Source organism: Leifsonia poae (assembly GCF_050632865.1).
Taxonomy (GTDB): domain Bacteria; phylum Actinomycetota; class Actinomycetes; order Actinomycetales; family Microbacteriaceae; genus Leifsonia; species Leifsonia poae_B.
The window spans coordinates 843,988-867,023 of sequence record NZ_JBODSA010000001.1 but is presented as its reverse complement, the minus strand read 5'-3'; the positions used below and the strand labels follow the sequence as shown (position 1 = coordinate 867,023).

The 23,036-nt window shown below is 70.2% G+C and carries 17 protein-coding genes and 3 pseudogenes; 3 read left to right on the top strand and 17 right to left on the bottom strand.

Annotated features, from left to right (window positions below; genetic code table 11):
• Positions 1–43 precede the first annotated feature (43 nt).
• From murA to ACRAWB_RS04275, 16 genes and pseudogenes are all read right to left on the bottom strand, one after another.
• Positions 44–1,413 (bottom strand): annotated as a pseudogene (gene murA, locus ACRAWB_RS04350) (UDP-N-acetylglucosamine 1-carboxyvinyltransferase).
• Positions 1,410–2,009, bottom strand: coding sequence for a 3-isopropylmalate dehydratase small subunit (leuD, locus tag ACRAWB_RS04345; protein WP_064108718.1), 600 nt, complete (start codon positions 2,007–2,009; stop codon positions 1,410–1,412). Before leuD ends, murA begins: the two are co-directional and overlap by 4 nt.
• Complete coding sequence (leuC, locus tag ACRAWB_RS04340) at positions 2,009–3,502, bottom strand: 3-isopropylmalate dehydratase large subunit (protein ID WP_431352220.1); 1,494 nt, start codon at positions 3,500–3,502, stop codon at positions 2,009–2,011. Before leuC ends, leuD begins: the two co-directional genes overlap by 1 nt.
• Positions 3,503–3,654: 152 nt before the next feature.
• Complete coding sequence (locus ACRAWB_RS04335; protein WP_431352219.1) at positions 3,655–4,179, bottom strand: FHA domain-containing protein; 525 nt, start codon at positions 4,177–4,179, stop codon at positions 3,655–3,657.
• 21 nt (positions 4,180–4,200) lie between these two features.
• Positions 4,201–6,570 (bottom strand): transglutaminaseTgpA domain-containing protein, encoded by a 2,370-nt coding sequence (locus ACRAWB_RS04330; protein WP_431352218.1) that lies wholly within the window; start codon positions 6,568–6,570, stop codon positions 4,201–4,203.
• Positions 6,567–7,706 (bottom strand): DUF58 domain-containing protein, encoded by a 1,140-nt coding sequence (locus tag ACRAWB_RS04325; RefSeq protein ID WP_431352217.1) that lies wholly within the window; start codon positions 7,704–7,706, stop codon positions 6,567–6,569. The genes ACRAWB_RS04330 and ACRAWB_RS04325 overlap by 4 nt, the downstream gene beginning before the upstream one ends.
• Entirely contained in the window at positions 7,703–7,882 is a 180-nt protein-coding gene (locus tag ACRAWB_RS04320) for a hypothetical protein (protein ID WP_431352216.1), read from the bottom strand. Before ACRAWB_RS04320 ends, ACRAWB_RS04325 begins: the two co-directional genes overlap by 4 nt.
• A gap of 40 nt (positions 7,883–7,922) precedes the next feature.
• Positions 7,923–8,891 carry an AAA family ATPase gene (locus tag ACRAWB_RS04315; RefSeq protein ID WP_431352215.1) on the bottom strand — a complete coding sequence of 323 codons (969 nt, stop codon included), beginning with the start codon at positions 8,889–8,891 and terminating at the stop codon, positions 7,923–7,925.
• A 13-nt stretch (positions 8,892–8,904) separates the two neighbouring features.
• Positions 8,905–10,356 (bottom strand): fibronectin type III domain-containing protein, encoded by a 1,452-nt coding sequence (locus ACRAWB_RS04310; protein WP_431352214.1) that lies wholly within the window; start codon positions 10,354–10,356, stop codon positions 8,905–8,907.
• A pseudogene (locus ACRAWB_RS04305) lies at positions 10,242–12,122 on the bottom strand (Ig-like domain-containing protein); the annotation flags it as partial. The pseudogene ACRAWB_RS04305 and the gene ACRAWB_RS04310, both read right to left, overlap by 115 nt.
• A 327-nt stretch (positions 12,123–12,449) precedes the next feature.
• Positions 12,450–13,025: pseudogene (locus ACRAWB_RS04300) on the bottom strand (Ig-like domain-containing protein); the annotation flags it as partial.
• 1,142 nt (positions 13,026–14,167) lie between these two features.
• Positions 14,168–15,046 (bottom strand): hypothetical protein, encoded by an 879-nt coding sequence (locus tag ACRAWB_RS04295; protein WP_431352213.1) that lies wholly within the window; start codon positions 15,044–15,046, stop codon positions 14,168–14,170.
• The gene (locus tag ACRAWB_RS04290) at positions 15,034–16,698 is read right to left on the bottom strand and encodes a protein kinase domain-containing protein (RefSeq protein ID WP_431352212.1); all 1,665 of its coding nucleotides are present in this window, start codon (positions 16,696–16,698) and stop codon (positions 15,034–15,036) included. Before ACRAWB_RS04290 ends, ACRAWB_RS04295 begins: the two co-directional genes overlap by 13 nt.
• Positions 16,699–16,703: 5 nt before the next feature.
• Positions 16,704–17,951: an FHA domain-containing protein gene (locus tag ACRAWB_RS04285; protein WP_431352211.1), complete on the bottom strand. Its 1,248-nt coding sequence runs from the start codon at positions 17,949–17,951 to the stop codon at positions 16,704–16,706.
• A 7-nt stretch (positions 17,952–17,958) separates the two neighbouring features.
• The gene (locus tag ACRAWB_RS04280) at positions 17,959–18,777 is read right to left on the bottom strand and encodes a PP2C family protein-serine/threonine phosphatase (RefSeq protein ID WP_431352210.1); all 819 of its coding nucleotides are present in this window, start codon (positions 18,775–18,777) and stop codon (positions 17,959–17,961) included.
• Positions 18,774–19,841 carry a TerC family protein gene (locus tag ACRAWB_RS04275; protein WP_431352209.1) on the bottom strand — a complete coding sequence of 356 codons (1,068 nt, stop codon included), beginning with the start codon at positions 19,839–19,841 and terminating at the stop codon, positions 18,774–18,776. The genes ACRAWB_RS04280 and ACRAWB_RS04275 overlap by 4 nt, the downstream gene beginning before the upstream one ends.
• Positions 19,842–20,046: 205 nt before the next feature.
• On the opposite strand from ACRAWB_RS04275, the gene ACRAWB_RS04270 reads away from it, so the two are divergent.
• Both ACRAWB_RS04270 and ACRAWB_RS04265 read left to right on the top strand, forming a co-directional pair.
• Positions 20,047–20,274, top strand: a complete 228-nt coding sequence (locus ACRAWB_RS04270; protein WP_431352208.1) for a KTSC domain-containing protein — start codon at positions 20,047–20,049, stop codon at positions 20,272–20,274.
• 99 nt (positions 20,275–20,373) lie between these two features.
• Positions 20,374–21,078 (top strand): phosphatidate cytidylyltransferase, encoded by a 705-nt coding sequence (locus ACRAWB_RS04265; RefSeq protein WP_431352207.1) that lies wholly within the window; start codon positions 20,374–20,376, stop codon positions 21,076–21,078.
• A gap of 544 nt (positions 21,079–21,622) precedes the next feature.
• Here the strand turns inward: ACRAWB_RS04265 and ACRAWB_RS04260 are convergent.
• On the bottom strand, positions 21,623–22,318 hold the full coding sequence (locus ACRAWB_RS04260; RefSeq protein WP_431352206.1) for a hypothetical protein: 696 nt from the start codon (positions 22,316–22,318) through the stop codon (positions 21,623–21,625).
• Positions 22,319–22,365: 47 nt separating this feature from the next.
• Here ACRAWB_RS04260 and ACRAWB_RS04255 point away from each other — a divergent pair, with 47 nt between their 5' ends.
• Positions 22,366–23,034, top strand: coding sequence for a lysophospholipid acyltransferase family protein (locus ACRAWB_RS04255; RefSeq protein ID WP_431352205.1), 669 nt, complete (start codon positions 22,366–22,368; stop codon positions 23,032–23,034).
• Positions 23,035–23,036: the final 2 nt, after the last annotated feature.

The window sequence follows — 23,036 nt, the reverse complement described above, 5'->3', positions numbered from 1 at the left end:
CCCGGCATGGCGCGAAGCGCATGCCGGGCCGCGGACGGGAGGATCAGCCTTCCATCGTGAAGTCGGCGCCCAGGAGCTCCAGCTTGGTGATGAAGTTCTCGTAGCCGCGGCTGATGATGCCGACGTTGCTCACGGTCGAGCGGCCCTCGGCGGTCAGCGCCGCGATGAGGTGGCTGAAGCCGCCGCGGAGGTCCGGGACCTCGATGTCGGCGCCGGTCAGCTGCACCGGGCCCATGATGACCGCGGAGTGGTTGAAGTTGCGCTGGCCGAAGCGGCACGGGTGGCCGCCCAGGCACTCCTTGTGCACCTGGATCTTCGCGCCCATGTCGTTGAGCGCATCCACGAAGCCGAAGCGCTGCTCGTACACGGTCTCGTGGACGATCGACACGCCCTCGGCCTTGGCGAGCGCCACGACGAGCGGCTGCTGCCAGTCGGTCATGAAGCCGGGGTGCACGTCGGTCTCGATCACCACCGGCTTCAGCGGGCCACCGGGGTGGAAGAAGCGGATGCCGTCGTCGTTGATCTCGAACGCGCCGCCGACCTTGCGAAAGACGTTGAGGAAGGTCAGCATCTCGGGCTGGCGTGCGCCGCCGACGTAGATGTCGCCGCCGGTCGCGAGCGCCGCGGCGGCCCAGCTGGCGGCCTCATTGCGGTCGAACAGCGCGGTGTGGCTGTAGCCCTCGAGGCGGTCGACGCCCTCGATGCGGATCACGCGGTCGGTGTCGACCGAGATGATCGCGCCCATCTTCTGCAGGACGTTGATGAGATCCATGATCTCGGGCTCGATCGCCGCGCCCTTGAGCTCGGTGATGCCCTCCGCGCGGACGGCGGTGAGGAGCACCTGCTCGGTCGCGCCGACGCTCGGGTACGGCAGCTCGAGCTTGGCGCCCTTGAGGCCGTTCGGGGCCGTCATCCGGATGCCGCTCGGCAGCTTGTCGACGATGGCGCCGAACTTGCGCAGCATCTCCAGGTGGTAGTCGATCGGACGGTCGCCGATGCGGCAGCCGCCGAGGTCGGGGATGAACGCCTCGCCCAGCTTGTGCAGCAGCGGCCCGCAGAACAGGATCGGGATGCGGCTGGAGCCGGCGTGCGCGTCGATGTCGGCCATGTGCGCCGACTCGACCGCGCTCGGGTCGAGCAGGAGCTCGCCCTCCTCGGCGCCGTCGGTCACCTTGACGCCGTGCACCTCGAGCAGCCCGCGGACCACGCGGACGTCGGAGATGTCGGGAACGTTCCGCAGAACGCTCGGGCCTTCACCGAGGATCGCGGCGACCATCGCCTTCGTGACGAAGTTCTTGGCGCCGCGGACCTCGATGCGGCCCCGCAGGGGATGCCGCCGTTGATCGTGATGCGGTCGCCCTTGAGGCCGACGCGCGCTCCAGCTGCCTGGGCGTCCTGAAGAAGTGAGTTCAAAGTTTCACCGGGAGGGTCGTGGGCCGCCAGCTCGCGCGGCCCGATTCGTATTCGGAGATGAGCGCTTCGTCGCGCAGGGTCAGGGCGATGTCGTCCAACCCTTCGAGCAAACGCCAGCGAGTGTAGTCGTCGATGTCGAAAGACACCTGGACTTCCCCGACGGTCGCAGTCTTGGCAACCAGATCCACGGTCGCGGCTATTCCCGGCTGAGCTTCGATGGCCTCCCACAGCCGCTCGGCGTCCTCCTCGGAGATCACGCCCGTGAGCAGGCCCTGCTTGCCCGAGTTGCCGCGGAAGATGTCGGCGAACCGGGGGCTGAGGACCACCCGGAACCCGTAGTCGCGAAGCGCCCAGACGGCATGTTCGCGTGACGAACCCGTGCCGAAGTCCGGGCCGGCGACGAGCACCGTGGCGCCCGCGTACTCCGGGCGGTTGAGGATGAAGTCCGGGTCCTGGCGCCACGCGTGGAAGAGGGCGTCGTCGAAGCCGGTCTTGGTGACGCGCTTGAGGAACACCGCCGGGATGATCTGGTCGGTGTCGACGTTGCTGCGCCGGAACGGGACGGCCGTTCCGGTGACGGTCTCGAACTTCTCCATCAGGCGCCCACCTTCTCTCCGACGCGGGTATCCGTGCCGCCATCCTCCGGCGTGTCGCCGCCTTCGTTCTCCAGGTCCCAGGGGCTAGAGAGCGTGCCGCGGATCGCGGTCGCGGCGGCCACCAGCGGCGAGACCAGGTGCGTGCGGCCGCCCTTGCCCTGGCGGCCCTCGAAGTTGCGGTTGGAGGTGGAGGCGCAGCGCTCCCCCGGCGCCAGCTGGTCCGGGTTCATGCCGAGGCACATGGAGCAGCCGGCGAACCGCCACTCCGCGCCGAACTCCTCGACGATCTTGTCGATCCCCTCGGCCTCGGCCTCGATGCGCACGCGGGCGGAGCCGGGCACGACCATCACGCGGACGTTGTCGGCCTTCTTGCGGCCCTTGATGATGGACGCGAACGCGCGGAGGTCTTCGATGCGGCTGTTGGTGCACGAGCCCATGAACACGGCGTCCACCGGGATGCTCTTCATCGGCGTACCGGGCTCGAGGTCCATGTACTCCAGCGCGCGCTCGGCAGCGGCCCGCTGGTTCGCATCCGCGATGACCGACGGATCCGGCACGCTCTGGCTGAGCGAGACGCCCTGCCCCGGGTTCGTGCCCCAGGTGACGAAAGGCTCGATCTCGTCCGCGTCGAGGTACACCTCGGCGTCGAAGACGGCGGCGTCGTCGGTCTGGAGGGTCTTCCAGTACGCGACCGCCTCGTCCCAGTCGGCGCCTTCCGGCGCGTGCGGACGGCCCTTCAGGTAGGCGAAGGTCGTCTCGTCGGGCGCGACCATGCCCGCGCGGGCGCCGGCCTCGATCGACATGTTGCAGATCGTCATCCGGCCCTCCATCGAGAGCGAACGGATGGCGCTGCCGCGGTATTCGAGCACGTAGCCCTGGCCGCCTCCGGTGCCGATCTTGGCGATGACGGCCAGGATGATGTCCTTCGCGGTCACGCCGGGCCGCAGTTCGCCCTCGACGGTGATCGCCATGGTCTTGAACGGCTTCAGCGGCAGCGTCTGCGTGGCGAGCACGTGCTCCACCTCGCTGGTGCCGATGCCGAACGCCATCGCGCCGAACGCGCCGTGCGTCGAGGTGTGCGAGTCGCCGCAGACGACCGTGATGCCCGGCATGGTGAGGCCGAGCTGCGGGCCGACCACGTGGACGATGCCCTGCTCGACGTCGCCGAGCGAGTGCAGGCGGATGCCGAACTCCTCGGCGTTGCGGCGCAAGGTCTCGATCTGGGTGCGGCTGGTGAGGTCGGCGATCGGCTTGTCGATGCCGATGGTGGGCGTGTTGTGGTCTTCGGTCGCGATCGTCAGATCGGGACGGCGGACCGGGCGCCCGGCCATGCGCAGGCCGTCGAAGGCCTGCGGGCTGGTGACCTCGTGGACGAGGTGCAGGTCGATGTAGATGAGGTCGGGCGAGCCGTCCTCGCCTTTGCTGACCAGGTGGTCGTTCCAGACCTTCTCGGCCAGCGTGAGCGGCCGGGAGGTGGGTTCGATGGTGCTCATGTTCTGCGAACTCCTTAGCGTGTGAACGGATCAGCCGTCGACGGACTCCGCGGCGAGAGTGGCCTGATGTCTAGGACTCGCCGCGGCGGCTAAGGAGGAGAAGACCCGCGTACACGAGTGACAGGCTATCACCCGAGCGCGCGCGGTCCGGCTCAGGAGCGTTCGGCGCGGACGCGGAGGTCGCCGAGCAGGAGTTCGCTGCCGGGGGTCACGGGGACGGGCTCCCCTGCCGGGATGCGGACGCCCGCGAGCGTGACGCCGTTCGTCGAATGCAGATCGATCACGGTGAGCGCATCGCCGTCCGGGAGCAGTGCGGCGTGGGTCTTCGAGACCGTGGACGCGGGGTCGTCGAGCGCGATGAGCTCGGCGTCGACCGCACCGGCCGGCGCGGCGGCGGCGGACGGGTTGCGGCCGAGGAGGACCGGGCGCGTCACCGGGAGGCTGCGGTCGCCGGGCAGGTGCAGCCGCCAGACGGGACGCGCGGGCACGACCGGGCCGCCGGGGCCCGGCGGCGGGGTGAACGCGGGCAGGGGACGGCCGGGCGCAGGCTCACGGTCGGCCGGCGGCGGCGGGCCGGGGCGGCGGTCCGGGATGCGCGGGGCGTCCGGTGACGGTGCGGGATCGGGCCGCGACGGGATGAGACCGGGCGGAGGCACGATGAACCCGCTGTCGTCCATGCGCCCACTATACGAGGGGGCTCAGGCGCGGCGCGGGCGCCGGTAGCGGAAGGCCGCCAGGCGGCCGCGCAGCGGACCGGCGGCCTTCGTCGCCTGCGCGAGCGCGTCGTCGGCCGTGCTCCACGCCCGGTCGACCCGTTCCTCCGTCAGGACGGACCCGTCGAAGACGGCGGCGTCGACGTGGCGGGCCAGGTCGCGCAGGCCGCCGTCGGGGACGGGCAGGCTCTGGACGCGCGACTGCTCCTCCAGCGCGTCCGCCGTCTGGATGCGGGTCGCCTTCTCCGGCAGGGTCAGCCCGAGCTCGGCGTAGCCGTCCGTCAGCTCGTCCCAGGCGCCGGCGGCGCGTCGATCGGGAGGACCCGTCGTCTCGCGCCGGCGCCGTCGTCGCCGCTTGAGGGCCGTCACGATGAGGAGGGGCACGAAGTACGCCAGCAGCGGGATGCCGATCACGCCGAGGACCACCCACGCCCAGACCGGCAGCTGGAAGGGCTTCGCCTTGTCCTTCGGGTCGTTGTCCTTGGTCTTCACCGGTGTCAGCAGGTCTTCGGCGCGCGGATCGGCGGGCGGAGGCTGTCGCACCTGCGGCTGCGGTTCGAGCTTCGGCTTGGTGGTCTGGTTCTTCGGCGCGTCGGTCTTGGTCGGCGTCGGGAAGAACGGCACCCAGCCGACGCCGTCGAACGCCACCTCGTCCCAGGCGGTCACGTCATCGCCGGTGACGATGGTGGTGCTGCCCGTCACCTTCGGGGCGAAGCCCATCACCACGCGGGTCGGGTAGCCGAGCCGCCGGGCCATCAGGGCGAACGCGCTCGCGTACTGCTCCTGGTCTCCGACCATCGGCGCCTTTGACAGCAGATCGGTCATACGGTCCGCGCCCTGGCCGGCGCGCGACGGCACGGGGTCGGACGCCCGGCCGTGGCTGAGGTAGCCGAGCGATTTGAGCGAGCGCTCGATGTTCCGCAGCTTCTGGATGGCCGTGTCGGCCGAGCCCGCGTACTCCTCCGCCTTCGCGGAGACGACGTCGGGCACGTTGGTGACCGGCGGCAGAGTGAGCTTCGCCGGAGGGACCTTGGCGAGAGCGCGGTCGTTCGGCACCTTCTGCGCGGTCGCGCCGACGGTGTAGGTCAGGCCGTCATGCACGCCGCTGGTGACGGCCGCCGTGCCGGTCGCGGTGTTGACGCGGACGGTGGCCGCCGGATCCTGGCCGGTGTGCTCGTCGAAGGTGAGGCGGTTCGTGTACCCGAGGGTCGGCAGCCACACGTCCGAGTAGCCGAGCACGTCGATGGACGCGGTGGACGACGCGCCCGCCGTGAACAGCGGCGGCTTCGGGATGGTGCTGCCCAGCAGCTCGAAGGCGCCCGAGGCGTCCGCATCGCTCCCCGGGGACGCGACCGACCAGACGACACCGTCGTAGCTGTCCATCGTGGCGAGCCGGATGACCTGACCCTGCTTGAGGCCCGTCACGGCGAAGAGCTTCGTCTTCTGGAGGTCCTTGGTGTACTTGCGGAAGCCGGCGAGCGGGCTCGGATAGTCGAGCGGGTCGAACGGCGGCGTGATCTCGTCGCGCACGACGAATCGGGACGCCGACGGCGGGGCGAGCACTGATCCAGTCAGCGCGCCGACCAGCACAGCCCCGAGGACGACCGCGGCGCCGCCGAGCAGCCGGCTACGGCGCACGGCCGAGTCGGTCTCCACCCGCTCCCGCGCGAATCGCGCGCGGCGCCAGGACAGCCAGACCAGCGCGACAGCGGCGAAGACGACGCCGCGGATGCCGGCGAAGAACGGGTCGCGCGTCCCGAGGAGGATCGCCGCGAGGAGCAGCAGCGCCGGCCCGATCAGGAGCACGGCCGCGCGGCCGGCGGAGGCCCGGCGCACGCGCGGCAACCAGCGGACGGCGAGCGTCACGGACACCAGCGAGACGAGCCACCCCGCGACGTACGGCACGACGGCTACGTACGGCGGCGCCTCCAGCGGCGCCTGCAGAGTGACGGCGTCCGACCACCCGAAGACCGCTCCCAGCACCAGGCCGGAGAGGCTGTCGAGCGACGGGAGCACCCCGTAGAGCGCGAGGCCGGGCAGCGCGAGCGGCGTCCCGAGCAGGAAGTAGGCGGCCAGCGCGATGACGACTGTCAGGGGCCACGACAGCCGGAACAGGCGGCCGAGCAGGGCGACTCCCCCGCCGACGACGATGCCGCCCACGGCCGCCGGCACGAAGGCGTAGTGGCCGAACGCGGGCTCGAAGCCGATCACCGCGACGAGGCTCAGCAGCGTGAGCACGGCGACGTCGATCCACGTCGTCGTCGACAGCCGGTCGAGCAGCGGTGCCGTCGCGGCTCGGCCCGTCGGCCCGCCGCCCGCGGACGTGCGTCGCCCGGTCCCGGTGGCGGCGGTCATCGGCCTGCCCGCTTCAGCAGGGCCGGCAGCTCCGGCAGTTTCGACACGGTGATCAGCATCGAGCGGCCGAGCCGGGCGAGCCGCGGCTCCCCCGCCTCGTCGACGCGGATGACGATCGTCTCGGTGTCGGCGCCCCACAGGGCGGCGGCGCCGCGCAACTCGGCGGGGTCGATCTGCGAACCTGCGACGGTCACGGCGAGACTCGGCGCCGCCAGCCGCAGGGTGGCCTGGCGCAGGAACTCCCGGGTGCTCGGGTGCGCCGCCTCCACCGGCTGGATACGGCAGGAGTCGTCGAGCAGCGCCGTCGGCGTCGCCACCCGCATCGGGCCGCCCTGCCAGACCGCGTCGATCTCCGTCTCCTCGCGGATCACCTGGCAGCCGATGGACGTCATCACGGAGACGCCGAGCTCGAACTCCTCGTCGGAGGCGAAGTGCGACCGCTCGGCGTCGAACGCGAGCAGCAGCTGCGATCGCCGCGTCTCCTGATACTGCCGGACCATGAGCTGCCCGGTGCGCGCCGACGTCCGCCAGTGCACGTTCCGGATGTCGTCGCCGGGCTCGTACGTGCGCAGCGCGTGGAACGCCAGGTCACTGTCCGTGATGACCTTCGTGGTCTGTCCCTCGAGGTCGCGGACCAACCCCCGCGCCGTAGCGGCGAGACGGACGGTCTTGGGGTGCACGAACAGCTCGATCAGATCCGTCCACTGGTTCGTGCGGCGCAGCAGCCCGAGCTGGTCGCCGCGCACCGAGATCGCTGGGCCGGCGAGGATGAGCGCGCGCCGCGCGGTCGGGACGGCGAACAGCTCCTCCGTCTCGGCGCCGGGCGCCAGACGCGGGATGGTGAAATCGGCCTGACCCTCGCCGACGGGTAGCTCCATCCGGGTGGGCAGCACCGGCCGCGCTCCGCTGTTGGCGACGGTCAGCCGGCCGAGCGCGCGGTCACCGGCGACGACGCGCCTCGGGTTGAGCTCGATCCCCACCCCGTACGTCGATCGCCCGAAGACGAAGGCCGTCGCGATCACGAGCGCCGCGAGAAGCGTCGCCGCGATGAAGACGAACTCCGCCCAGCCGAGCCACACCGCGAGCACGATCGAGACGACGGCCGACGCCAGCACGATCCAGCCGAGCGTGCTCACGACAACGACGACGGGACGGACGCGCGCGCCGATCGCACGCCCGAACGGCGCCGCCCACCCCCGATCCGGCCGGCCGCATGGCCGAGCGTCGCGCCGACCTGGGACGCGGCGATGCGCGCCTGATCGGTCGCGGACGCGCGGCGGCGCCGAGCGCGGGCGGGACTGTCGGTCGTCATAGGGATTCCTGTTGGGAGTCTGGTCGCTGAGCGAGGGGCCTCAGGCCGCCCGGTACGCAGGCGGCGTCGCGGACGCGACCGCCCGCTCCACCACGTCTGCGGCGGTCACCCCGGCGAACTCCGACTCGGGGTCGACGATCACGCGGTGGGCGAGCACCGGCAGGGCGAGGTCGCGGATGTCGTCGGGCGTCACATAGGTGCGTCCGGCGGCGATCGCCCAGGTCTTCGCCGCCCGGGCGAGCGCCAGCGCGCCGCGGATGCTGACGCCGAGGGCCGAGTCCTTGTCGTCGCGCGTCGCCGTGACGATCTCGCTGAGGTACCCCATCACGCTGGCGTCGGTGTGCACCTCGGACGCGAGCTGCGCCAGCGTCGACACCGCGTCGGGGGCGATGATCGGCCGCACCGCGGACGCGCGCGCCCGGTTGGACGAGTCGAGCAGCAGGTCGACGGTGGTCGCGTGATCCGGGTACCCGAGCGATGTCTTGATGAGGAAGCGGTCGAGCTGAGCCTCGGGCAGCGAGTACGTCCCCGCCTGCTCCACCGGGTTCTGCGTGGCGATGACGATGAACGGCGACCCGACGGGATGCCCGACGCCGTCGACCGTCACCACCCCCTCTTCCATCACCTCGAGCAGCGCGGACTGTGTCTTCGGGCTGGCGCGGTTGATCTCGTCGGCGAGCACGACGGTCGCGAAGATCGGCCCCGCGTGGAACTCGAAACGACCGGTCGACTGGTCGTAGATGGTCACGCCGGTGACATCGGACGGCAGGAGGTCGGGCGTGAACTGGATGCGGGACTGCGTGCCCTCGACCGTGTTGGCGAGCGCCTTCGCCAGGACCGTCTTGCCGGTGCCGGGCACGTCCTCGAGCAGCACATGGCCGCCGGAGAGCATCGCCGTGATCACCAGGCGGATGCTGTGCTCCTTGCCGAGAATCGCCTTGTCGACGTTGGCGACGAGTTGCCCGAACGCCCCGGCGAACCAATCCGCCTGCTCCTGTGTGACTGCCACGTGTCTTATCTCCCTACTTGGACCAGTCCTGGACACTGCTCTGGACGCCGCCGACCACCACGTACGCGCCGGGGTACCCGCACCACGGCTCGATGCTGCTGTTGGGGTTGCCGTGATAGTGCCCGTACCCGCTGCCGTCGGTGTTGACCGTCCGGGTGGACAGCGTGCTTCCATTGCAGTGCACCTGCATGCTGAACGACGAGTTCGCCTTGAAATTGTGGATAGTCACGTCGTACGTGTAGCTGTGGGTATATCCGGGCTTGAGGTCGCCCTTCGACAGGTCCACCGAGGGCGACGGCGGCGGCGGATCGTTCACCTGGACGGTGTTGGAGGTCGCGCGCGGACCGTTCTTGCCGCCCGGGTTCGACGCGTAGATCTCGAAGGAGTACTTCCCTGCGCCCTTGTTGTTGACCTTCGCGGAGGTCGACGTGGTGTCGTTCCAGCTCCCGCCGTTGAGGCGCCAGTGATACGTCGCCCTGCCGCCGCCGGTGCCGTCCGGGTCGGAGAGCGCGTTCCAGCTCAGCGTCAGGTCGCTCGGCGCGTTCCCACTGCTGCTGATCCGCGCGCCGCTGACCGCGGTCGGGTTGCCGTACGGCGTGACCGCCGGGCTCGCCGCCGACTGCTCGCTCCATCCGTCCGCGTTCTGCGCACGGACCGTGAAAGAGTAGGACCTGCCGTTCGTCAGTCCGCCGATCGTCACGTCGCCGACCGACTGCGTCGTCACCGTGTGCGTGCCGTCCGTGACCTGGTAGTTCGTGATCGGCTTCCCGTTGTCGGCCGACGCCTTGATCGACACCGTGACCGTGCCGTCGCCTGCCCGCGGATTCGACGGCGCGCTCGGCTTCGCCGGAACGTCGTAGATCGTCACGCGCAGCTGCCCGATGGCCGCCGCCGTGCGCTTCGGATCCTTCGTCGCATCCTCGACGTGGTAGACGACGTTGACCGCGCCGATCGCCGCCCCCGAGGACGCGCTGACGCTGATCGACGACCCCGTGTGCGTGACCGTGACGCCCGACGGCGCGCTCTGCGCCTTCGCGTCGGTGATGGTCAACGCCTGACCCGGGAACGGGTTCACCCACTGGTCGTCCCCCGCGGCGCCGTTCAGCGTGGCCGTCTGCCCGCGCTTGACCTCCTCGGTCTGCGGCGGGTTCTTCTGCGTCGCGACCGGCCGGCTGGAGCTCACGACCTGGACGTTCACCGTGCCCTGGATGGTGTGCGTGCCCGAGCTGATCGTCACCGGGATGGACGCGGTCTCTCCCGCCTGCGTGCCGAGCGGCGCCGAGAGGGTCAGCGTAGACCCGCTGAGCGACGACTGGATCTTCGGGTTCGGAGACGTCCCTCCGGAGTACGTCAGTTTGCTGAGGATGGCGGGGTTCGGGTGGAAGCTCGACGCCCGCAGGTCGACCGAGAGGGGAGCCTCCCCTGGCTCGATCTTCTCGCTGGGCGAGGTGAACGTCGGTGCCACGTCGGACTGGTCGGGCTCCCCACGGTGATGGGCAGCACGAGCGTCGTCACGCGGTCGGCGCTCGTCCCCGCCTCCCGGCCGTCGTTCACCTTGAAGGTGATGGCGGCTGGCCCGCGGTACCCCTTCGCCGCCGTGAAGGTCAGCGTCTGCTCGTCGCCGTACGACGACCCGCCCGCGCTGTTCGTCGCGCTGACGCCCGAGGGGCCGGTGAGCTTGTAGCCGCGGCCGGAGGGCACGGTGACGATGTCGGACAGCTTCCAGCTCTTGGATCCATCGGCCTGAACGATCTGCTGCGGCAGCCCGTCGCGGAGGCGCGGCGGCGCGGTCGCGTCGCCCTTCGGCGGCACGACGACGAACGCGGTGCCCTTGAGGTCGGTGACCGGGTCGGTGAGCGTGTAGGCGATCGCGAGCCGCTGCTCCCCCGGCTTCACGGTGAGCGTGCCGTCGTCGCCGACGGTCGCCGCCGAGGCGTTCGGGCCGGTCACATCCACCTTCAAGGCGTCGACGAGCCCGGACGGGTTGGTCGCGCCGTCGAGGACGTTCACCTTCACGCTGGTCTTGTTCGCGACCTCGTCGGCCTCGAGCACATGGTCGATCGCCGTCGGCGGGACGTCCTTGGCGTTCGGAGTGACCGTGACCTGGATGAAGGCGCTGGCGACGCCGCCCTGGCCGTTCGTGATCTGGTAGCGGACGACGAAGGAGCCCTCTTCCTTGGGGGCGGTGACCAGCACGATCTTGCCGTGGACAGAAGCCTTGAGCCCGTCGTCCACCTGGAGCAGCTTCTTCTGCAGCGCGATGGCGTATCCGTTGGGGTCCGAATCGTTGTCGAGCACCGGCACCGCGATCGTGCGTCCCGGCTTGACCTGCACGGGGTCGTTGACGGCGATCGGCGGCCGCACCTGGTCCGGCCGCGGGATGACCGCGATCGAGACCGTGCCGGTGGCCGTCTTCCCGTACGTGTCCTTGACCTGGTACGTGAACGTGTCGGTGCCCGCCGAGTCCGGATACGCCTCGTAGGTGAAGGACCGGCTGGTGGAGTCGGAGATGCGCCCCAGCGTCGGCTGCGTGGCGAGGCCCGAGAGCGTCACCGAGTCGCCGTCCGGGTCGATGCCGTCGAGCGGAACGTCGACCGGCACCGAGGAGCCGGCGAAGGCGCGCACGGTCAGCGGCGCCGGCTGCGGCGCACGGTCGGAGCCCTTGTCAGGCGCCTGGACCACGAATGTGAGGGTCGCCTGCGCCTTCTGTCCGTACTTGTCGGTGATGCCATAGACGACGTTGTACTGGCCGGGCGTGGTCGGCGCCTGGTACCGGACGGTCTCGCCGCTCACGAACGCGGTCGCGCCCTGGCCGGCGCCCGCCGCGTCCCGGAGCTGCGCATCCAGCGTGAACGGCGCGTTGTCCGGCGAGTAGTCGTTGTCCATGACGGGCACCGTCGCGACGTCACCCGCGCGGACCGGCACCTGGTCGTCCACGGCGACCGGGGGCTGGTGCTGCACCAGCGGCGGGACGGGGACCACCGTGATCCCGGCCGTCGCCTGGGCCACGCCGTCGGAGACGACGTAGGTCAGCTGCACCTGCTGGGTGAGCACGGCGGGGGCGGTGATCTTCACGACCGCGTTGTCGAGCACTTCGACGTTGAGGTCCTGAGCCCCCGCGCCGACCGCGACCGAGCGCACGGCGAGCACGCGCCCGGAGGGCGAGACGTCGTTGTCGAGCACGGCGACCGAGGTCGGCTCGCCGGGTCGCACGTACGCCTTGTCGGTGACGGCGATCGGCGGCGCCTCGCTGGCGCCCTGCGCGGCGATGTCGACGCGGGCGAGGCCGGTCGTCGTCTTCGGGCCCGCGCCGAGCGTGTACTCGACGTAGTACTGCCCCGCCGCATTGCTCTTGACCGTGATGGTGCCCTTGGTGGCGTCCGTGGTCACCTGCGCGCCCGAGCCGTCGAGGGAGGCGCCCACGAGCGTCAGCGGCTCGCCCGACGGCGACTGGTCGTTGTCGAGCGGATGCAGCACGACAGGCCGCCCGGTGAAGCCGTCCGCGAAGTCCGTGACCGCGACCGGGTCGAGGGTGCCGGCCGGCTTGACCGTCACGATCAGGCTGCCGGTGGTGGACGCGCGGCCGTCCGAGACGGTGACCCGCACCTCCTTCGACCCGGCCTGCCCGGTCTTGCTCGTGAAGGTGACATCGCCGTTGGGCTTGAAGCGCACGTCGTCCTCGGTGGTCGCCGTCGCGGCGACCAGGCTGAGGTCGTCGCCGTCGGGGTCGATCCAGTCGTTGAGGATGTTGTAGGTGACCGACTGGCCGACCTCGGTCTGCGCGGTGCTCGACCGGGTGGACGCGGGAGCCGTGTTCGCGGCCGGCTGCTTGAGCGTCGCATCCACCTGCGCTCCAGCGGCGCCGCCTCGGCCGTCGTCGACGGAGTAGCGGAACGAGATCGTCCCGCTCAGCCCCTCCTTCGGGGTGAACTGGATGGCGCGGCCGCCTTCGACGAGCTGCAGCTCGCCCTGCGCGGCGGGGATCGCCGAGACGTCCGAGATGGTCAGCACGTCGCCGTCCGGGTCGGTGTCGTTGGCCAGCACGTGCAGCACTGTGGAGCGGCCGGGCCGAACGCCGTAGGCGTCGTTCACCGCGATCGGCGGACGGTTGACCTTCGAGCGCTGCGCGAGCATATCGGCGAAGGACTGCACCACCGGCTTCTCCTCGCCGGTGTTCCCCTGCACGGTGGTGTCGTTGGGCTTCAGCTGCGCCCAGTTCTGCACAAGCCGCATGTTGGAGGAGACCACCCAGGCGTTGCCGTCGCGGAGGTTGTTGAGCGCGATCACGCCGTGGTTCACGCGGAACTCGAGGTCGTCGCCCTTCACCGGCTGGTCGATGTCGAGCCCGACCGGCTTCTTGCCGTCGCAGGCGTAGAGGTAGCGGCCGGAGCCGGACCACGCACCGTAGGAGCAGTCGCCGAGCCGCACGGGGGCGGACACCGCATCCGGGCCGCCCTTCGCGGTATCGCCCGCGGGAGTCGCGGTGACCGTGCCGCCGCCGAGCGGCACGGTCAGGAGGCTGTTCGCCGTGGCCACGAGCGCCGACGGGTCGTCCTGCCCCGGCTGCTGGAGCTTCAGTCCCTTCGCCGGCAGGTCGACGGTCGTGCCGGAACCGGTGATGACCCGGTTGCGCTGGGTGTCCAGCACGACGGGCTGATCTCCGACCGCGGTCAACTGGAACGCACCCGGCACCGGGAAGTCGCGGGTCTGCGGCTTCGCGTTCGGCTGGTCCACCGTCACGAGCCGCTTGCTCTTGGGGGCGACCACGAACGTCTTGCCCGACTTGGCGACAGCGAGCTTCGCGCCGCTCCCGACCTTCGCGATCGGTTTGGTCTTGGCTTTGTCGAAGTCGAGGCGCCCGGATGCGTCCAGCACCCACAGAGAGCCGTTCGGCGCGAGTACCGACAGGGTGTTGCCGCCGTAGCCGACCTGCGAGTCCTCGGGGATCTGGATGCGTCCGCCGAGCGACACGAACGCCGGGTCGATGCGGTCCACGGTGCCGTGCGGGAGGTCGGTCAGGAAGTACGCCGCTCCATCCTGCAGCACGTCCAGGTCGGCGCTCGCGCCGGTGACCGCCGCATCCAACTCGTCGATCTGGTGGTTCAGCCGGCCCCCGAGCAGCTTCTCGCCGTTGGTGACCCAGACGTCGCGGGTGTCGAGCTCGACGGCGTTGACCGGGAAGCCCTTGTGCAGGACGGCGATCGTGAGCGGGACGCCGGCGACGACGGCGACTGCGGTGATCATCGCGAGCGTCTTGCGCTCACGGATCCACCTGCTCAACGAAACCAAGACTCTGCTATCCCCCGGGCTGGAAAAACGCGTCCACGGTAACACGGCGCTCCGACGCGTCCGAATGGGGAGGACTCCCCATTCCCGCCGGGCCGCGCACCTCGCGCGTCAGTCGTCCGCCCCACCATCCCGCGAGGTCGCGGAAGGGTCAAGGCGCTCGGAGCCCCCTCAAGGAGGGGCAGATCCTCGACCCCGACGAGTCGCGTGGTCACCGCGTACTCGACCAGGCGGGCACGACGGTTGGTCGCGAGCTTGCCCCGGCCGCCGCGCAGCCCGGCGACGCCGAGCTTGTCGAGCTTGTCGCAGACGTTGTCGAGCTTGCGGTTGAACGTGGTCATGCTCCAGCCCAGCCGCTCCGCCGCCTCGGCCGAGGTGGGGATGGTTCCCCGGCCGGGCACGCTCTGTGTCAGCACGCCCTCCGCGAGGGCGACGATGAGCTGCCGCTGGCTCGTGGTCAGAGTGACCGGGAGGACCGTCGTAGAGCCGTGGGAGGCGTCCACCTGGACCGCGGTGGCGTACCAGTCCTCGTCGCTGGTGATGGTGAAGTCGTACGTGGTCGCGCCGGCGCTGAACATGACGTGCATGGTCGGGAAGACGATCGGGAGCTTGGCGCCGGGCGCGAGCCAGGCCTGCATGGTGCCGGTGGCGTCGGTGACGGTCGCGGTCAGGAGGGTGCCGACGTTGCTCAGCCACCACATCCCGTAGTCGTGCACCACCGTGAGGAAGCGGCGGTGGAGGTACGGGTTGTCGTCGATGGTCAGCTCCGCCTCGCGGCCGATGCCGAACTCGGTGCCCGGCTCGACCGTGTACAGCTCGCCGCAGTACTCGACCGTGAGCGGAGTCGCCGCGCCGGTCACGAGGTGCACGCCTTCAGCTGCTCGGAGGTGCGACCGGCGCGGACCGTCGCGATGTCGATGCACACCGGGACGCCGGGCGTGAGTCCGGTGACGGTGACCTTCGGGTCGGTCGTCACGGACGGTCCGTTGGTCGTGCCCTCCTGCACCCAGGTGTACTGGTCGCCCTTCTCGGGGTGCTCGGTCTTCCAGGCGAAGGTGGCGCTGGCGCCGTCCGGTGCGCGGACGGCGGAGACCAGGACCGGCGGCGGGACGACCGTCACCGCGATGCCGCCGTCGTCGCCGCCTGTGCCCGCGGCGGGGGTGCGCGGCGCGGCGGTCGGGGCGAGGACATTTGCGAGGATCGTGGCCGCGACGCCGAGCAGGACGACCGCGGCAGCGCCGACGCCGATCCAGGTGAGGAGACGGCGGCGAGGGTCGCGTGGGGTGGTGACGGGGGCGTCCTCGGCCGGCGGAGCCGCGGTGTCGTCGTCCGCCGGCGCGGGCGGTCGCGAGCGCAGCACGGTGTGTTCGGGGACGGCGGTCTCGCGGGCGGCGGCCACTGAGGGCTGCGGGACCACCGGGACGACGCCGCGCACGCGGGTCGCCGCGGGTTCCTGCGCGACGGGCTCGGCTGCCTCGGCGGCCTCTCGGACGGGCGCAGCGGGCCGCTCCTCCGGCTGCGCGCGGATGGTCGCCACCGCCCGCGCCCGCGTCTCCTGCTCGTCGCCGCTGCCGCCGGGCGCGGGGCGCGCATCCCCGACGCTGAGGTTCGGCACGTCGATGCTGGTCGGCGCCAGGCCCAGTTCCAGCTCGACCCGCTGCAGAGCGCGGGCGAAGTCGACGGCCGACTGATAGCGGTCCTCGCGCCGTGTCGCCATGCCGCGCCGGAGGGACGCGGTGAGCGATGCCGGGACGTCGGTGCGGTCGAGCGGGGTGATCATCCCGCGCTCGATGCGGCCCATCAGGTCGAGGGTGCCGTTCGACCGTCCCGGCACCTCGAACGGCGTCCGGCCGGCGAGCAGCGTGTGGACGGTCGCGGCGAGCGAGAAGATGTCGCTGCGCACATCCGGGTCCGGGTCGTCGGAGAACATCTCCGGCGGCGACCACGGCACGCTGAGGCCGACGCTGCGGCTGCCCGAGGTGGCGGTGTCCGACGGCTCCCGCCGCAGCTCGGACAGCGTCGTCGTGTGCACCGGCAGCTCCTCGAGCGCGGATGCGATGCCGAAGTCGGTCAGCGCCGGCCAGCCGAGCGCGTTGGTGAGCACGTTCGCGGGCTTGATGTCGCGGTGCAGGATGCCCGCGGCGTGCGCGGTCGCGACCGCGCTCGACAGGCGGACGCCGGTGCGCAGCGCGTCCTCGACGCCGATCCGCTCGCGCTTCAGCCGGTCGGCGAGCGACGGGCCGGAGCAGTACTCCATCACCAGATACGGTCGGTCGTCGCCGGCGACCCCCGCGTGGAAGATCGTGACGATGTAGGGATGCGCCGAAAGCCGGGCCATGACATTCGCCTCGGCCACGAAGCGCGCGCGGGCCGCCTCGTCCACGCCGTCCGTCAACAGCACCTTCACGGCGACGCTGCGCTTGGGAAGCTCCTGCTCGTACAGGAAGACGTCGGAGAACCCGCCGGACCCGAGCAGACGGATGAAGTGGAAGCCGTCGAGCTCGGGCGGCTGCGACGCCATGCGCCTCATCCGGCCGCCTCGACCGTCAGCGTCGCGCCGCTCCCGAGGTCGATCAGCGTGCCGACGACGACCGTGGTCGGCTCGCCGCTGCGGAGCTTCTGCGGGGACGCCCCCGGCAGCACGATCAGCGTGCCGTTGCGGGAGTGCAGGTCGGTCACCACGACGCTGTCACCCTCGACGGCCACGGCGACGTGCGAGCGCGAGATGTCGTCCTCGGCGCTCGTCAGGGTGACCGGGCGGGCGCCGCGGAGCGACGGCACCGCCGCGACGTTGGGCGCGCGGCCGACGACGATCGGGACGGACAGCGGCTCGCGGCGGCCGTCGGAGAGCAGCAGGGCGTACTCGAGACGGTCGGGCGCGGCGGGCGCGGGCTCGGCCGGAGCGCTGCTGCGCTGCGGCAGGTCGCCGCTCATGACGGTGAGGCCGTCGTGATCGCCCTCCAGCCGGCCCGCGGCCGGCGGGAACGAGTCGGTGATGAAGCCCGGTAGGTCGATGCGCGGCGGTGCGGCCTCCTCCTCGTCCGGACGCACGGCGGCGTCCTCGACGCTCCGCACCATCGTGGCGCCGAACAGGTGGTCGTAGCCGGTGGTCTCGGCCACCGGGGCGGCCGCGGTCGAAGTGGATGCGAGCGGCGCGACGTCTGCCAGCGTCGTCTCGGGGACGCGGGTGTGGGGATCGGGCTCAGCGGGCAGCTCATCGCCGGCGAACGGCTCAACTGCGGGCCCCGCGACGACGGGCTCGGCAGGCACATCGACGACCACCGCATCCACCGGACCGGTGTCGCGCTCGCGCTTCGGCGGCGCCGCCACCGTGGCGCCCACGTCCTCCGCACGGTCGGCCACCGACCACGCGAGACCCGACGCACGCACGACACCCTCGACGAGAGGCAGGGATCCGACGCCGGTGCGCTCGCCGAGCACCGCGCCCTCCGCGTCAGCCAGTTGCGTCTCGACCCATGACGACACGCCGGTCGCCCGGACGTCCCGGTCGCGGCCGCCCTCGGTCACCGTCGCGGACGCGGCCCCGCGGACGGCGAGCAGCACCGTCTCGGCGGAGGCGTCCAGCAGGGCGAACGGCGGCGTGCGGCTCAAGCCCCGCGCGACCAGCGCATCCAGCGTCTCGGCGAAGCCCGCGCGGACCGCATCGAGCAGCGTGCGGAGCCGGCCGGCGTCGGTCTCGGTGACCAGCAGCGCGCGTCCACCGCCCGCGACGACCGCCCACTCCCCTGCCGTCGTCTGCTGAACCTCGAACACGGACGACCTACTCCCTCGGCTGCGTGTCTTCGAGCTCGCGGCCGCCTGCGCCGTCCACGCGGTCGCGCGTGTCGACGGGAGCCGGAGCATCCTCCCCGGTCACCGATTCAACCACGATCACGGTGATGTTGTCGTGGCCGCCGGCCGCGTTCGCGGCCGCCACCAGAGCCTCCGCCGGATCGGCCGGCGCTTCGGCCAGGATCGAGGCGATCTGCTGGTCGCTCAGCTCGCGCGTCAGGCCGTCGGAGCAGATCAGGAAGATCTGCCGCCCCTGCTCGGGGACGAGGGCGCTGTCGGTGTCGACGAAGTCCTCGGCGCCGAGCGCGCGGGTGATGACATTCCGCTCGGGATGCACAGCCGCCTGCGCCTCGGAGATGAGGCCGGCGTCCACCAGCTCCTGGACCGCCGAGTGGTCGACGGTCAGCTGCCGCAGTCCCCGGCCGTCCCAGCTGTAGACGCGGGAGTCGCCGACGTTGACGATCATCCACTGCTCGGACGCGAGCTCGGGCACCCGCACGCGGACGATGCCGGTCAGCGTCGTGCCGGCGACCGCGGCTCCGGACTCGTCCGCGCCCGACAGCGCACGGACCGCCGCGTTGGCCTCGTCGATCGCGCGGATGACCTCGTCGGGCGTGGGCCGCGTCCCCGGCTGGAGGGTACGCGCCAGGCTCTCCACCGCGGTGCTGCTCGCCAGGTCGCCGCGCGCATGCCCGCCCATGCCGTCGGCGACGACGAACACCGGGTCCTGCGCCAGAGCGCTGTCCTCGTTGACGTGCCGGACCGCACCCGTGTCGCTGCGGACGCTCACGCCGACGAGAGAGCTCATGTGCGGGGGTCCTCCTGGATGCCGTCGACGGCCGCGTTCTCGGCCTCGTCCTCTTCGGTGTCGTCGCCGTGGATGGCCTCGGCGACGGTGGTGCCGCTCATCCGCAGCTTCACCAGACTTGCAATCGTAGCGACAAGCATCGCACCGACGATCACCGCGAGCGAGGTCCAGGTGCTGATATCGGGCGCCCACTCGATGTGCTCTCCGCCGTTGATGAACGGCAGCTCGTTCTCGTGCATGGCGTGGAAGATCAGCTTCACGCCGATGAAGGCGAGGATGAACGCGATCCCGTACTTGAGGTACACCAGCTTGTCGAGCAAGTGCCCGAGCAGGAAGTACAGCTGCCGGAGGCCCATCAGAGCGAACACGTTGGCGGTGAAGACGATGAACGGGCTCTGCGTGATGCCGAAGATCGCCGGGATGGAGTCCAGCGCGAACAGCAGGTCGGTGGTGCCGAGCGCGAGGAACACGATGATGAGCGGCGTGAACATCCGTCGCCCGCTCACGGTGGTGCGCAGCTTGTTGCCCTCGTACTGGTTGGAGACCTTGAGGTGGCGGCGGGCGAACCGGATGAACCAGGAGTCCTCCTCGCCCTCGTCGTCGTGGCTGCGGAACGCCTGGTTGAACGCCGTCCACAGCAGGAACGCGCCGAACAGGTAGAAGATCGCGCTGAAGCTCGCGATGAGTCCTGCGCCCAGGAGGATGAAGACCCCGCGGAAGATCAGCGCCAGGATGATGCCCACCATCAGGACCTCCTGCTGGTACTTCCTGGGCACCTGGAACCTGGCCATGATGATGACGAACACGAACAGGTTGTCGATGCTGAGGCTGTACTCGGTCAGCCACCCGGCGAGGAACTGCCCGGCGTGCTCCGCATCCCCGATCAGCAGCATCAGCAGCGCGAACACGAGCGCGAGGGCCACATAGAAGGTGACCCACAGCGCCGCCTCTTTCGGGCTCGGGATGTGCGGCCGCTTGAAGATGATCAAGAGGTCGAACGCGAGGATGGCGAGCAGGACGACGAACGAGCCGATCTCGAACCAGAGGGGCAGGGCGCTGTTCACAGGGGAACCTTTCGAAGGGCGTGCGGCATGGCCGAAAGTCTCTCCCGCACCTCGCGGTGCCCCTGCGCCCGGGTCCGCCGACATGGAGGGCCGTGATGACGTGCGCAGCGCCGGAACCCCTGAGGGCCCGTCCGGGATACTCCCCTTCGCTCCGGCCATAGTAGTCGGCTCGGGGCCGCCGCGTCGCGCGGCGTAGGGTGCGGATGTGGAACGGGTGGGGTTCGACAGCACGGTGATCGCGTCGGCTGGGTATGACAGCGGGCTGCGGATGCTGGAGGTGGAGTTCACGTCGGGGGCGGTGTACCGGTACTTCCTCGTGCCGGGGCGGGTGTGGCGGGAGCTGCGGACGGCGGAGTCGGCCGGCGGGTACTTCGGGGCCGCGATTCGGGGGCGGTACCCGGAGGAGTGGATGCCGGACGGCGGGACGCGTTGACGCGCTGTCGCCTCAGCTGATCACGAGTCCGACTTCAGAGTTGTCGCCGCGCCAGGATAGCCTCCACTCACAGTGGCGAGGGTGACGGAGAGGCGCAGGATGACGGTCGTGATTTCGGCGATACCGTGGCTCGTGGTGAGCCTTGTGGGCGGCGCCGCCGCCTGTGTTCCGCTGTATGGCGGAAACGTCCGCCGGTTTCTCCGTTCCAGCCTCTTCGTGAAGGTGGTGATGTGGGTCCCCCTCTTCGTCGCGTTCGTCGTGGCGGTTTCCGGCGGTCTCCTCACCGGGCTCGTCTCGGGCGTCCTGCTCGCCTCGATCGGCGCCATAGAGTGGCTTCGCCGCGACACCGCGGGTCGCACGCGGTGGTACCTTGCTCTGTTCGTGGCCTCGTGTGCGGTTTGGCCGATCTCGACGGCGCAACTCGCCCCGCCGCTGTGGATGACCTATTGCCTGTCCTCTGTCTTCTCCGATGTGACGGCCTTCTTCTTCGGGAGATACCTCGGTCGTCACCGCTTGCCGGACTGGATCAATCGTGACAAGTCCTGGGAAGGCGTGTTGGGGCAGTTGCTCGGAGGGGTGCTCGGCGTGCTCGTTCTCGGGATGATCTTCGGCACTGCGCCGACCCTGCTTGCGGGGCTCGTCATCGGCGCGGCCAGCGCGATCGGTGACCTGGTGAACAGCGTCGCCAAGCGCATCGTCGGAATCGAGGACTGGGGCTCCACCATCCCGGGTCACGGCGGCGTGATCGATCGATTCTGCAGCCTGAACATCGCCCTGGCTGCAGCCGTCCTGCTACCCAGGTGAATCGCTACTGAGGAGGAAGTAGATGCCAGAGCCCCACGACGAGCAGTCCGAGGCTGAGGGACCCATGCCCTCCTCGGCGGGCGGTGCGTATGACCCCGACACGTCAGCCGCATCCGCTCACGCGAACCCCGATCCGCTCGGCTGGACGTCGAAAGGCGAATATCTCGCGACGCGTCCGCGATCGGAAGCGCCCCGCGCGACCCGATGGTGGGGTATCGCCTTCGCCATCTGCCTGCTCGTGTGGCTCATCGACATGTTCCTTCTCGGGAGCCTGACGGCAGTCAAGGGCGACCCCGAATACTCATCGAAGTTCGTCCAAGGCAAGCCGATCGCCACCGCGGCGCTGTTCGGCATGATCGTTACCTACTTCGGCGTAGTCGTGTGCATATGGGGCGTGAAGGCGTGGAAAGGCCGAAGCCGCACGATGCTCATTCTCGGCCTCATCGCCGTGGTGAATCCGTTCAGCGCCATCATTCTGCTGTGGGTGGCCTTCTGCGGCTGGAGCGGTTGCTACGCCCCTGAGCTCCGACGGCCTGGCCTTGGCTCAGCTGTAAAGGGCGCTCACCCGCATGAGAAGCAGTGTGAAGATGACGACCGCCGCAATGAGCAGACGCATGTAGTTCCGGTATACGAAAGGGTGCACGATCGGGAAGAGCGCGACGGCGACCGAGTAGCCGATGAGGTAGCGGGAGATGCGTACCACGACGGCGAATCCGACGAACATGAGCGCGCTCCAAAGGCCCATCGTGGGGGCGTGGGCGAGAAAGACCTTGTACGGAACGCCGGAGAACGGCTGGTTGACGAGAGCGAGCGTTCCCATCGTCCGGTACCACTCATCGGTTTGTGTCAGCATCCGCGGGAAGACGTACGGAACACGAAGTAGCACGTCATCCGGCAGGCGCCACGTCAGCGCTACGACCGTTCCGACTAGTGTGCCTGCGAGGTCGTACGTGAGCAGACTCAGCTTGTGCCTCACCTTCATGAAGACGATCAAAGCGAGCAGGAACTCGGGGATCACCCACCACACGAGCGCCTCGGCGAAGGCCCAGCAGAACACCAGGGCGTTCGACTCCCTGCTGACGAGGAAGAACTCCATGAACTGGTTGATGTGGGGTTGCTTGTCACGGATGTCTCGGCGATGGCGCAGGAAGAACACGACGACGAAAGGCAGGGCGAAAAGGGCGATCCCACCTGCTACCACGAGCAGGTTCCACCCGAACTCTGCGACGAACCATCCCACGGGCGCACGATAGCGTGAACCCACACCCTCGGCGGGAAGGCGGGTCGATGACCCTGTATTGGATCCTCAAGGTCGTCTTCGGGCCCCTCGCGATGATGGTATTCCGACCGTGGACGCGCGGGCGAGCCGGCGTGCCCTCGCAGGGCGCCCTCATCCTCGCGGCCAACCACCTGTCGTTCGTGGACTGGTTGCTGATTCCCTTGGTGACACCTCGGCGCGTGACCTTTCTCGCCAAGAGCGAGTTCTTCGAATTACCCGGGGTCGGCGGCACGTTCGTCCGGTGGCTGATGCGGACGACAGGACAGATCCCGGTTCGCAGGGCGGGCGGCCCGGAGGCGGATCGCGCCCTCGACCGCGCAGCCGACATCCTCGGACGCGGCTCGGCGATCGGGATCTTCCCGGAGGGTACTCGTAGCCCGGATGGTCGCCTGTACCGGGGTCGTACCGGTGTAGCACGCCTCGCTCTGGAAACCGGCGCGACTGTCGTCCCCGTCGCCGTGATCGGCACGGCTCGCGTCCTGCCTATCGGGACGAAGGTACCCCGAATCCACCGCGTCGGCGTGGTCTTCGGCCAGCCTCGGGACTACAGGCAATACGGCGGCAACACGGACGAGGGCACGCTCCGGACGATAACCGACGAGATAATGCACGACATAGCGGATTCAACCGGCCAGCCGTACTGCGACGCCTACGCGGCGGACTTCCGACTTCCTTAGGG